This window comes from Bilifractor sp. LCP21S3_F8 (assembly GCF_052117805.1).
GTDB lineage: Bacteria > Bacillota > Clostridia > Lachnospirales > Lachnospiraceae > Bilifractor.
In genome coordinates this window covers 1-12,714 of record NZ_JBQKIK010000008.1, presented here as the reverse complement: position 1 = coordinate 12,714, position 12,714 = coordinate 1, and the positions used below count along the sequence as shown (strand labels likewise).

The window sequence follows — 12,714 nt, the reverse complement described above, 5'->3', positions numbered from 1 at the left end:
CGTTCAGCAGGCATTTCAGATCGCGTATCTCTCGTTCTTTTCGACCACGATCTTGATTCTGTCTTCGCCGCAGTAATAAGAGTTCGCCCTTATTGTATCGCGGCTTTCGACGATACAATTCTCAATGTGAGTATTATCCCCAAGGTACACATTGTTCAGGACGATGGAATTCTTGATCACACAATTGTTGCCTACATATACGTCTTTGAAAAGAATAGAATTTTCAACTTGTCCATTAATGATACAACCACTCGATATCAGACTGTTTTTCACTATGTTGCCAGGATTGTATTTTGCCGGCGGGAGGTCATCAATCTTTGAATAGATCTCGGGATATTCATTGAAGAAGAAATCCCTTACCTCCGGTTTAAGGAAATCCATATTAGTTCGATAATAGGATTCCACCGTCGCAATGTTACTCCAATAGGTATTTATTTTATATCCATAAATCCGCTTCAGGTTCTTGTAGCGGATAAAGATATCTTTAACCAGGTCATACCGCCCTTCTTGTGCACAACGCTCAAGGAGCTCTATTAACTGTCTCCTTCTTATAACATAGATTCCCGTTGAAATCAAGCTCGAATCTGAAACCATGGGTTTTTCTTCGAACTCCTCTATGCGGTAGTCCTCGTTCATCTTCAGTACGCCGAACCGGTTCGGGTCATCGTCATGACATTCTGTACAGACAATCGTGATATCCGCACGCTTCGCAATATGGTATTCCAGAACCTTATTAAAATCCAGCTTATAAATTCCATCGCCGGAGGCAATAATGACATAGGGTTCATGGCTTTCCTTCAGCCACTGTATGTTCTGGTAGATAGCATCTGCCGTGCCTCTGTACCACCAGTTGTTCGTCGATGTCACGGTAGGAGTGAAGACATACAGACCGCCCTGCTTTCTTCCAAAATCCCACCACTTCGACGACATCAGATGATTATTCAGGGATCTCGCATTGTACTGTGTGAGTACGGCGACCTTCTGGATATGCGAATTCGTCATGCTGCTCAATGCAAAATCAATGCTCCGGTAACTCCCGGCGACCGGCATAGCGGCGATGCATCTCTTCTCCGAGAGCTCCCGCATCCGGTTGCTGTTTCCTCCTGCAAGAATAATCCCTAATGCTCTCATAGGATATCACCGTCCTCCCTGATCAGCGCTCCTCCTCCGGGAAGAATGCCGTTTTCATAATCTTCGGGAACGGTCTTGCCCGATATCACCGTATTCTTCCCTACTGTGATACCGTCCGGGATCACTGTATCCTCACCGATTGTGGCAAGGCCAAAGGCGTAAATATTCGGTTTGAAGACATTTGGAGCCTCCTCTCCGACACCGATGCTGCAGTTCTCACCGATGCGGACCTGCTCGGCGATAATCGCCTTCTCAATCTTCGTGCCCGCACCGACCGTGGATCGCCTCATGATAATAGAATCCCTGACAACGGCTCCCTTCTGTATGGTGACACCGGGACCGATCACGGAATTGTGAACTTCCCCGTAGATCTCCGAGCCTTCGCCGATGATACAGCGGTCTGCAGCACCGCTTTCGGAGATGTACTCCGGCCGGATGATGTCGCCCTTTGTGTAGATCCGCCAGTATTCCTCATACAGATTGAATTCCGGTATGATGTCGATCAGCTCCATGTTCGCCTGCCAGTAGGATCCCAGCGTTCCGACATCCTTCCAGTAACCGTTGAATTCGTAAGCGAACAGCCGGTTCCCTCTGTCCCTGCAGTAAGGCAGGATATGCTTTCCGAAATCGCACCCGGGCTGATCTCTGAGCGCAAGCAGAGATTCCTTCAAGGTTTTCCAGGAAAAAATGTAGATTCCCATGGAAGCAAGGTTGCTCCTCGGATGCTCCGGTTTTTCCTCAAACTCGGTTATCCGCCCTTTTCCGTCCGTTATCATGATACCGAAACGGCTCGCCTCCTCCATCGGAACAGGCATACATGCAATCGTAACATCCGCCTTGTTCGCGCGATGGAAATCCAGCATGACCTCATAATCCATCTTGTAGATGTGATCACCGCCGAGAATCAGAACATATTCCGGATTATAAGACTCCATATATGCCAGATTCTGAAAAATTGCATTTGCGGTTCCTGTGTACCACTCCGTATCTGTATTCTTCTCATATGGCGGAAGAACAGTGACACCCCCGACATTCCGGTCCAGGTCCCAGGGGATTCCTATTCCGATATGACTGTTCAGCCGAAGCGGCTGATACTGTGTCAGTACACCCACCGTATCGATTCCGGAATTAATACAGTTACTGAGAGGGAAATCAATGATTCTGTATTTACCGCCGAATTCCACCGCAGGCTTTGCAACCTTCGAAGTAAGCACACCGAGTCTGCTTCCCTGTCCGCCCGCGAGGATCATGGCGATCATTTCTTTTTTGACCATGGAATCACCTCTTGTCTTGAAAAGATTATATCGATAAAAAGATTATATCATAGTCATTTTCAAAAGTGAACATTTTAAATAATTTTCCAATTCTATTTGTCGGTTTTTTATAACTTTTGCCGAAAACAGTGCATATCAGTATTGTATGTGCTGTGCGAAATTCGTCATTATCACCTCAGGCGTCTGCTTGAAATATTAAGGGCGCAAGGGTATAATTGATACGCTGTATCGGCAGAAATAATCTGATAGATTCTGCGGTCGGGTGCTTCTCATTTTTCGCACATATACAGAAATCATCTGTGAGATGTTCTGCGGCCGGATGCGTCTTACTTTTCGCATATAAGCAGAACCGATCTGAGGTGTATTCTGCCCCGGATGCGTCTCTCGCATATAAAAGGAGTTTTCCATACTATGTATAAAATAAATTTTGATAAACCGTCACATGTCCACTTCATCGGCATCGGCGGAATCAGCATGAGCGGACTTGCCGCAATTCTCCTGAAGGAGGGCTTCGTCGTTTCCGGTTCTGATTCCCACGAATCAGAGCTGACCGATCGTCTGCAGGCGGCTGGTGCCAGAATTGCTTATCAGCAGGCAGCCGAAAACATTACCGATGGCATTGATGTCGTTGTATACACAGCAGCAATCCATCCGAGCAATCCGGAGTATGCCGCTGCGGTCGCGAAGAAAATCCCGCTCCTCACCAGGGCGCAGCTCCTAGGACAGATGATGAAGAACTATAAGATTCCGATCTGCGTCTCCGGAACCCATGGTAAGACCACGACAACTTCCATGGCTGCACACATTCTCATGGCGGCCGATATGGATCCGACGATCTCCGTCGGCGGTATACTGCCTCTGATCAAAGGCAATTACAGAATCGGAAGCAACAATACATTTCTGATGGAGGCATGCGAATATACCAACAGCTTCCTCAGTTTCTTCCCGAAGATCAGCATCATTCTCGACATTGATGCGGATCATCTGGATTTTTTCAAGGATCTGGACGATATCCGTCATTCCTTCCGGAAGTTTGCGGAGCTTCTCCCGGACGACGGAGTGCTGATCATCAATGCCGATGATCCGGCATGCAAGATGATCACCAAGGGGCTTACCTGCAAGATCATCACCTACTCCATGAGCAACAAAGGAGAGTATACCGCAGATCTCGTGACCTATGACAAGCGGGGGAATGCCTCTTTCCGTGCTCTGTACAAGGGCAACCCCATCGGCAATTTCTCGCTTCAGGTGCCCGGACAGCACAATGTCAGCAACGCACTTGCCGCCATTGCCCTCGCCAGAGAGCTCGGTATCGATGCCGCTACCATCGAGAATGGCTTCGAGAGCTTTCACGGCACGAACCGTCGTTTTGAGTACAAGGGCAAAATGAAGTGCGGAGCCACCGTCATCGACGATTACGCACATCATCCGACCGAGATCAAAGCGACCCTGCACACCGCGGAGCGTGTTCCCCACGAAACGATCTGGTGTGTATTCCAGCCCCACACCTACACAAGGACAAAGGCACTTCTTCCGCAGTTTGCAGAGGCACTCTCCATTGCGGATCATGTGGTGCTCGCGGATATCTACGCAGCGCGCGAGCTTGACATCTACGGTGTTTCCTCCAGGGATCTTCAGGCGGAGATCCAGAAGTTGGGAACTGACTGTGACTATTTTCCGTCCTTCGAGGAGATCGAAGACTTCCTGCGCGCGAATGTCAAGGACGGCGATCTTGTGATCACCATGGGAGCGGGAAATATTGTTCAGGTCGGAGAGGATCTGATCGACTGACGCAGGTGAAATACTATGGGTTTGTTAACCATTAAGGACAGTCGTCTTGCCGGAATGACACTTCTGGCAGACGACTTTATCGATTATTATATGCCCCGTGCCAATGGGGACTTTGTGAAAATCTATCTGTATCTGCTCCGGAGTGTCCACCGGCAGGATTTCAATCCTACGCTCTCCTCCCTTGCAGATGTTTTTTCGTGCACGGAAAAGGATGTTCTCCGCGCGCTCCGCTACTGGCAGCAGGCCGGGCTTCTAAATCTCTCTTACCGGGGGAAAGAACGGGAGCTTGAGAAGATCGAACTTCTCCCCCTTCAGCCTTCACTGCAGAAGACTCAGTATGTACCGGAGGAGCCCTCAGAGAGAAAAGCACCCGAACCCCCTGAGAAAAAAACGGCTCCCGCACAGATTTCCTCTGCCCGGGCAAAGGAAATCAAAGACAATGAGGATGTACAGCAGATTCTTTTCTTCACTGAACAGTATATCGGTCATCCCCTGAGTGCAACAGATATGCGCCGGATCTTGTATTTCTACGATGTTCTTCATTTTCCGGTTGATCTGATCGACTACCTGGTGGAATACTGCGTATCGCGGGGCGGCCGGAACATGAATTACATTGAAAAGGTCGGGCTCGCATGGAACGATGAGAAGCTCACGACCGTACAGGCCGCGAAGGAATATTCCAGTTCCTGGAAGGACAGGTACTTCGCGATTTTTCGTGCCTTCGGCATCCGGAACCGCAATCCGATTCCCGATGAGATAAAGATGATGGACAAATGGCTGAAGGAATACGCAATGCCGATGGATCTGATCCGCGAAGCAGCCAGCCGGACCATCCGGCAGACCGGACAGCCTTCTTTTTCCTACGCAGACCGCATTCTCTCCGACTGGAACAAGGCAGGCGTCCACACGCCGGACGATATTCAGAAGCTCGATTCCGCCTATCGCCAGTCCCATGCATCTTCCGAATCCGGGAACGCGGCTCCATCGCAAACCCGTCAGGGAAGAGAGCCCGCAAAATCTTCGACACGCTTCAACGAGAACTTCCACCAGCGCGATTACGACTTCGACCGTCTTGAGCAGGAGCTTCTTTTGAACCAGCAGTCGGAAACACCGGAGTAATCTCCGGGCTTCCTCTGCATCCGCGCCTGAAGCCAGGCACAGAGAGGAGGGAATATGCCTCTGTCCAATTCACAATATGATGCTATTATGCGTATCTACAGCCAGAAGCAGCTGAAAAGCCGGCGCGACCTTGACCGTCGGAAAGAGGAGGTTTATGCAAAGATCCCTCGTCTCCCCGAGATCGATGCCGAAGTTGCCTCCGTATCGGTCCGTAAGGCCCTCTTTCTCCTGGGGGATCCGAAGGGCAGTGATCTCGATACCGACCGGGCTATTCAGGATCTTGCCGAGGAGCGTCGTGCGCTCCTCCTCTCGAACGGCTATCCCGAGGACTACCTGGAGCCACGGTACGACTGTCCTCTCTGCCACGACACCGGATATGTCGGGGACCGCAAATGCAGCTGTTTCCGCCAGCTTGAGATTGATCTGCTCTATTCTGCCTCAAATCTCAAGGATGTTCTGGAATCCGACACCTTTGATAATTTTTCACTGAAATACTACCCGACAGATTCCTTTAATAAGGTAAATCAGAAATCCTTCTACTGGGAAGCAGAGAATGCTCTCGCGGTTTCCCGAAATTTTGTGAGGGACTTCCGGCAGAACCACAGAAGGGGCACGCCGGAAAATCTTTTCTTCTACGGCGATGTGGGGGTCGGAAAAACACATCTCTCCCACGCCATTGCGAAGGGGGTTCTGGATCTCGGGTGCAGCGTCCTGTATCTGACGGCATATGATCTCTTTGATCTCATGAGCAGATACAAATTTCATTCTGAAGAAGATCTGAAGGAGACGTATGAGACTGTGTACGCCTGTGATCTTCTGATCATAGACGACCTCGGCACGGAAATGCTGAATAATTTTGTGACATCCGAGCTTTTCCTCATCGTCAACGAGCGGATTCTTCAGAAAAAATCAACGATCATCTCCACAAACCTTTCCATTATGAAGGTCCGGGAAGCCTTCTCAGAACGTACTTTTTCACGTATAATGGGTTCGTACCGTCTGATTCATATTTCCGGAGAGGACATCCGGATCCGCAAAAGGCTTTCCACCGAAGGTCCGGACCGGCGTCAGAATCAGACTTCAGAATAATGTGAATTGAAACCTGCAGTGTTAAGGAGGAATTTCAGATATGGCAAACAGAAACGACAATTACTATGACTCCCTTCCGGTCGGACGCCTCGGGATCATTCCGTTAAAAAGCTGTACAACGATCGGCAGCAAGGTGAATGATTATCTCGTGCAGTGGAGAAGAGACCGGGAATCGGATCACAAGACCTCATCAGCTGTCGAGGGATACGAGAGAAGTTCATATATTATTCCCTGCGACATTCCCAGATTTGGTTCAGGAGAAGCAAAGGGAGTCATCGGCGAGTCCGTCCGCGGAGACGATATCTACCTTCTCGTTGATGTCTGCAACTACTCTCTGACCTATAAGCTCGGCAGCTATGTCAATCACATGTCTCCGGACGACCACTTTCAGGATCTTAAGCGGGCGATCGCTGCAATCGGCGGAAAGGCAAGAAGAATCAACGTGATCATGCCTTTCCTCTATGAGAGCCGTCAGCACAAGCGTTCCGGCCGTGAGTCCCTGGATTGTGCCCTTGGTCTCAAGGAACTGGTCGGAATGGGCGTTGAAAATATCATCACCTTCGATGCTCACGACCCTCGTGTACAGAACGCGATCCCGCTTCACGGATTTGAGACCATCTCCGCATCCTACCAGTTCATCAAGAACATCCTCCGGCACGCGGAACCTGACATGAAAATCGATTCCGATCACCTGATGTGCATCAGCCCGGATGAGGGCGGCATGGCGAGAGCAATCTACATCGCCAATAACCTCGGTGTCGATATGGGTATGTTCTATAAGCGCCGTGATTATTCCACCATTATCGATGGCAGGAACCCGATCGTCGCCCATGAATTTCTCGGGGCTGACGTAAAGGGCAAGGACATGATCATCATCGACGACATGATCTCCTCCGGAGACAGCATGATTGAAGTTGCCTCTCTGCTCAAGGAACGCGGGGCGAAGAACATCTACATGTGTGCCACCTTCGGTCTGTTCACGAACGGACTCGACAGCTTTGATGAGGCCTACCGCAAGGGAGTGTTCACAAAGCTTGTCACAACAAACCTCGTATACCAGAGACCGGAGCTTCTGCAGCGGCCATATTATATCAGCTGTGATATGAGCAAATACATAGCACTTCTGATCGATACACTGAATCACGACGCTTCCATCAGCAGTCTTCTGGACCCGGTAGACCGTATCCAGAAGGTTCTGAAAAAATTCGAGAATCACGAGAAAATCTGATCCGTGGCCAGATGCATCTCATTCCTATAGTCATAAGCGAGCTCACAGCATCGGGGGTGCTTGCGAATGCGGCGCCCTGTCAGCGCCTGAGCTGCTTGCCTGCACCGCGCCCTGTCAGCTGCGCGAAAACAGCAACAAATCGATGCTCCTGGATTCGTCAAATGGTACAATGCGCAAAGCAGTCTTCTGTCCAAAACGCAGAAACAGAACGAGACGGCCGGAACATTTCCTGCTCGGGAAAATGTTCCGGCCGTCTCGTTTTTCTTTGCTGCTGCCTGCCTGTATCTGTGGCCGGCTCTTATTATCCGTTCTTTCTGATTCCCTCGCGCTTTCTGAGTCTGGAATCAAGCTGACGCTTACGAATACGAAGACTCTTCGGAGTTACCTCCAAAAGCTCGTCACTGTCTATGAATTCCAGTGCCTGCTCGAGAGAGAGAATCATCGGAGGCGTCAGCACGAGCGCCTCGTCTGATGAAGAGGTACGGGTGTTGGTCAGGTGCTTGGTCTTGCAGACGTTCAGCTCAATATCCTCCGGCTTGGAAGACATACCGACAACCATTCCCGCGTAAACCTTTTCACCCGGTCCGATGAACAGCGTTCCTCTCTGCTGTGCCGCAAACAGACCGTACGCAACGGATACTCCTGGCTCAAAGGCGATCAGAGATCCCTGTTTACGGAACACAATATCACCCTTGTACGGTGCATAATCATCAAAAATCGTGTTCAGGATTCCCGTTCCTTTTGTCATCGTCATGAAGTTTCCGCGGAAACCGATCAGGCCTCTCGAAGGAATGCTGAACTCCAGACGGGTAATACCGTTCTCGCCGACGCTCATTCCCTGAAGCTCGCCCTTCCGCTCGCTCAGCGACTGAATCACAGCCCCTGAATACTCATCCGGCACATCGATGTATGCCAGCTCCACCGGCTCCAGCTTCCTGCCGCGTTCATCGTACCTGTAAATAACCTCTGCCTTGCTGACCGCGAATTCGTAGCCCTCACGTCTCATCTCCTCGATCAGAACCGACAGGTGAAGCTCGCCTCGTCCGGATACCTTAAAGCAGTCCGCAGAATCTGTCTCCTCAACCCGGAGCGACACATCGGTGTTCAGCTCACGGAACAGACGGTCGCGAAGGTGCCGGGAAGTAACATAGGTTCCCTCGGTTCCTGCAAGAGGTGAATCGTTGACCACGAAATTCATGGAAATCGTGGGCTCCTCAATCTTCTGGAATGGAATCGGCTGCGGGTTCTCCAGATCGCAGAGCGTATCTCCGATATGCAGATCCGCGATACCGGATACCGCTACGATCTCTCCTACCGTTGCCTTTTCAACCTCAACTCTCTTCAGTCCGTCGAAGACATACATCTTGCTGATCTTTACCCGTGCCTTCTTGTCCGGATCATGATGATTCATCAGAAGGACTTCCTGATTCAGAGACAATGTTCCATTGTCGATTTTACCGATTCCGATCCGGCCGACATACTCATTGTAATCGATGGTAGATACCAGCATCTGAATACCGGCATCCGGGTCACCTGTCGGAGCAGGAATATATTTCAGGATTGCCTCGAACAGTGGTGTCATGTCCTTTCTCTCGTCATCGAGCTCGTTGGTGCACCATCCGTCTCTCGCGGAAGCATAGAGGAAGGGAGCGTCGAGCTGCTCATCGGAAGCTCCGAGATCCATCAGAAGCTCGAGGACCTCGTCCACCACCTCAGTCGGGCGCGCGTTCGGACGGTCTACCTTATTGATGCAGACCACAACCTTCAGATTCAGTGCCAGAGCCTTCTCAAGGACAAAACGTGTCTGCGGCATCGGCCCTTCAAACGCATCTACCAGAAGGATAACGCCATTTACCATCTTCAGTACACGCTCTACCTCACCGCCGAAATCAGCATGTCCGGGTGTGTCGATGATATTGATCTTGGTGTCCTTATATTGAACCGCAGTATTCTTGGACAGAATGGTGATTCCCCGCTCCTTTTCGATTGCGCCGGAGTCCATGACTCTTTCCTGTACCTGCTGATTATCCCGGAATACTCCGCTCTGTCTCAGCAATTTATCTACCAGCGTTGTCTTGCCGTGATCGACATGGGCAATAATGGCAACGTTACGGATATCGTTTCTGGTAATTTTCATAATCTTTAACCTCACATCTAATGCCGGCAGCATCAACGTTCGTCTGCTCTCCCGGACATTGTCCCTTGGAAAACCCGTTCCCGGTCTCGCGGACATTGTTCCTGGGAAAACCTGCCTCCGGATTCAAATATTCAAGCTTTTCTTCTGCCGAACCCGGGCAGATCTCACTGCCTGACCCCTGAAACGGGGCAACTCTGTATATTTTTTCACTATCTGCAACCACGAAATTATATCACAACATTTTCCCTTTGTGTAGTCTGCAAAGGTCTGATTTTATGCGGTTTCCACGAACTTTTTTGAACAGATTGAACGATAATCGTCTTTTCGTTATCTTGACAAGCATTTATGCAGACGATATAATCGCTTTATATGTGATAGAGGTTGCGTATCTCAAGAGTATCCGGTTCGATGCAGCAGAGTGCAGGGGAAGACGCGGAGAAAGGGACATACGCCGAAAGGAAGGGATCTCTGCTTTCTTTTTCTTGGGCATGAATCGAACAGGTTTATGACTGTCATCGTCAGATGGAGCGCTATCCGCAGATACATATACGATGAATCATGATCGCCGGCTGCATTCCGGTAACGGTTTTTACGCCCCGGGCGGATCTGCTTCATCAGAATGTCAGGCGGCGCCATTCCGGCGGCGCATATTTTTTGTCTCAAGGCATTGTTCACATACACTGATGCATCTATCCCACAGATATGAATGCACGGATATCAATGCACTGACATAGATGCACAGATATTGATGCACAGCTAGCAATGCACTGACATAGATGCACAGATATCAACACACTGACATGGATGCACAGATATCGATGCACTGACATAGATGCATAGATATGGATGCACAGACATCGATGTACAGACACGACTGTGCGAAACTGTGTACGCAGTTACAAGTACACAGACTGGCAACGTGAAGAATCAATTTCTAACCCAAATCAAGGAGGATCTGTCATGGCAATTTTTAAAGGAGCCGGTGTCGCTCTCGTCACCCCTATGAATGACGACGAAACTGTTAATTATGATAAACTCGATGAACTGATCGAGTGGCATATCGCGGAGGGAACCGACTGCATCGTCATCTGCGGCACCTCCGGCGAGTCTGCTACACTCTCTGAGGAGGAACATATCGCCACTATCCGCCACTGTGTGGAGACCGTCAATCACAGAATTCCGGTTGTTGCCGGAACCGGATCCAACAGCACCAAAACCGCGATTTACCTTTCTACAGAAGCTGAAAAAGCCGGAGTCGACGGGCTTCTCGTCGTCACCCCATATTACAACAAGGCGACGCAGGCAGGCCTGATCCGCCATTACACTGAGGTTTCGGAATCGGTACACACACCGATCATCATGTACAACGTTCCTTCCAGAACCGGCTGCAATATTCTCCCGGAGACAGCAGCCTACCTTGGAAAGAATGTAAAGAACATCGTGGCAATCAAGGCTGCAAGCGGCAATCTTTCCCAGATTGCGAAGACAAAATCTCTTGCCGGTGATGCTCTGGATATTTACTCCGGAAATGACGATCAGGTTGTTCCGATTATGTCTCTCGGCGGCCTCGGCGTAATCTCCGTTCTCTCAAATGTCGCGCCCGGATATACCCATGAGATGTGCTGGAAATACCTGAACGGCGATACCAAGGGTTCCTGTGCGATGCAGCTGAATGCCATCGACCTGATCGACTCTCTCTTCTGTGAGGTGAACCCGATCCCGGTTAAGGTTGCCTTGAACATGATGGGCAAAGAGGTTGGTCCTCTCCGCGGACCGCTCTACGGTATGGGATCCGAGGCGGACACTGAGCGGCTCAGAAAATCATTGATTGACTTCGGAATCAAGGTAAAATAAATCTCTTTGGATCTGAAAACGGAAAAGTTCTGAAAGAATAAGCTGTGAAAAAGGAGAAAGAAATGGTAAAGGTGATTCTGAGCGGATGCAACGGACATATGGGACAGGTTCTGACTGACATCCTGAACGCAGATTCCGAGACTGTTATAGCAGCAGGTATTGATATCGCTCCGGCAAATAATGTCCGTGAGTATCCGATTTTTTCCAGTCCTGCTGACTGCAGCGTTGAAGCAGATGCTGTCATTGATTTTTCAAATTTCCGGGCAACAGACGCCCTTCTGGATTTCTGTGTAGACCGCAGACTTCCCCTGGTTCTCTGCACCACCGCTCTCACGGAGGAGACCCTCGCGAAGGTGGCCGAATGCAGCAAAATCATCCCGATCCTCCGCTCCGCGAATATGTCTGTCGGCATCAATCTGCTGATGAAGCTTGTAAAGGAGGCTGCTGCTCTTCTGGCTCCCGCGGGTTACGATATGGAAATCGTGGAAGCACACCACAACCGAAAGATCGATGCTCCGAGCGGAACAGCTTTGGCGCTCGGCGAAAGCATGAACGAGGCTCTAGACAATGAATATCACTTCGTATTCAGCCGTCATGACCGCCACGAAAAGAGAGACCCGAAGGAAATCGGTATTTCTTCGGTTCGAGGCGGCTCCATCGTCGGCGATCACACCGTCATGTTTGCAGGGCAGGATGAGGTGATTGAATTCCGGCATACCGCCTACTCCCGTGCCATCTTCGGGAAAGGCGCGGTTGAGGCAGCCAAATTCCTTGCCGGAAAGCCCGCCGGCATGTATGACATGTCCGACGTAATCGGGTAAGTCTGTACTTCAGGCGTAATCGGTAAATCCCTGCGTCAGAAGTAATCGGATAACTCTTTACATGATTAACGAGATAAAACACGCTGCGCGAGTTTTATCTCTCTACCGCGACGCTCGCCGCACACGAATACTTCGCATTCGGCTGCGGCTCACTGTTCGATCGGATAGGGGAGATTTTACCCTCCCCTTCCACACCACCGTACGTACCGTTCGGTATACGGCGGTTCAATAGTTTACACGAACTTTCAGATAGTGGGCTGATAAGGATGG

The 12,714-nt window shown here is 50.2% G+C and carries 10 protein-coding genes and 1 riboswitch; of the genes, 6 read left to right on the top strand and 4 right to left on the bottom strand.

What is annotated here, in order from left to right:
- Positions 1-15: 15 nt before the first annotated feature.
- Together glgD and ACTQ3A_RS05550 are read right to left on the bottom strand one after the other, a co-directional pair.
- The gene (glgD, locus tag ACTQ3A_RS05555; protein WP_441098907.1) at positions 16-1,131 is read right to left on the bottom strand and encodes a glucose-1-phosphate adenylyltransferase subunit GlgD; all 1,116 of its coding nucleotides are present in this window, start codon (positions 1,129-1,131) and stop codon (positions 16-18) included.
- Complete coding sequence (locus ACTQ3A_RS05550; protein ID WP_441098908.1) at positions 1,128-2,405, bottom strand: glucose-1-phosphate adenylyltransferase; 1,278 nt, start codon at positions 2,403-2,405, stop codon at positions 1,128-1,130. The genes glgD and ACTQ3A_RS05550 overlap by 4 nt, the downstream gene beginning before the upstream one ends.
- 411 nt (positions 2,406-2,816) lie before the next feature.
- On the opposite strand from ACTQ3A_RS05550, the gene murC reads away from it, so the two are divergent.
- From murC to ACTQ3A_RS05530, 4 genes are read left to right on the top strand one after another with little or no spacing between them, the layout of a single operon-like run.
- Positions 2,817-4,196, top strand: coding sequence for a UDP-N-acetylmuramate--L-alanine ligase (gene murC, locus ACTQ3A_RS05545; RefSeq protein WP_441098909.1), 1,380 nt, complete (start codon positions 2,817-2,819; stop codon positions 4,194-4,196).
- 15 nt (positions 4,197-4,211) lie between these two features.
- On the top strand, positions 4,212-5,315 hold the full coding sequence (locus tag ACTQ3A_RS05540; protein ID WP_441098910.1) for a DnaD domain protein: 1,104 nt from the start codon (positions 4,212-4,214) through the stop codon (positions 5,313-5,315).
- Positions 5,316-5,369: 54 nt separating this feature from the next.
- Positions 5,370-6,404, top strand: coding sequence for an ATP-binding protein (locus tag ACTQ3A_RS05535; protein WP_441098911.1), 1,035 nt, complete (start codon positions 5,370-5,372; stop codon positions 6,402-6,404).
- 40 nt (positions 6,405-6,444) lie between these two features.
- A complete protein-coding gene (locus ACTQ3A_RS05530; RefSeq protein ID WP_441098912.1) occupies positions 6,445-7,632 on the top strand; it encodes a ribose-phosphate pyrophosphokinase in 1,188 nt (395 codons plus the stop codon).
- 301 nt (positions 7,633-7,933) lie between these two features.
- On the opposite strand, the gene typA is transcribed toward ACTQ3A_RS05530, so the two are convergent.
- Both typA and ACTQ3A_RS05520 read right to left on the bottom strand, forming a co-directional pair.
- A complete protein-coding gene (gene typA, locus ACTQ3A_RS05525) occupies positions 7,934-9,769 on the bottom strand; it encodes a translational GTPase TypA (RefSeq protein ID WP_441098913.1) in 1,836 nt (611 codons plus the stop codon).
- Positions 9,741-9,992 (bottom strand): hypothetical protein, encoded by a 252-nt coding sequence (locus tag ACTQ3A_RS05520; RefSeq protein ID WP_441495260.1) that lies wholly within the window; start codon positions 9,990-9,992, stop codon positions 9,741-9,743. The genes typA and ACTQ3A_RS05520 overlap by 29 nt, the downstream gene beginning before the upstream one ends.
- A 144-nt stretch (positions 9,993-10,136) precedes the next feature.
- Positions 10,137-10,310, top strand: a riboswitch (Lysine riboswitch).
- Between the two features lie 419 nt (positions 10,311-10,729).
- On the opposite strand from ACTQ3A_RS05520, the gene dapA reads away from it, so the two are divergent.
- Complete coding sequence (dapA, locus tag ACTQ3A_RS05515) at positions 10,730-11,623, top strand: 4-hydroxy-tetrahydrodipicolinate synthase (protein WP_441098914.1); 894 nt, start codon at positions 10,730-10,732, stop codon at positions 11,621-11,623.
- 62 nt (positions 11,624-11,685) lie between these two features.
- Positions 11,686-12,444, top strand: a complete 759-nt coding sequence (gene dapB, locus ACTQ3A_RS05510) for a 4-hydroxy-tetrahydrodipicolinate reductase (protein ID WP_441098934.1) — start codon at positions 11,686-11,688, stop codon at positions 12,442-12,444.
- Positions 12,445-12,714 lie beyond the last annotated feature (270 nt).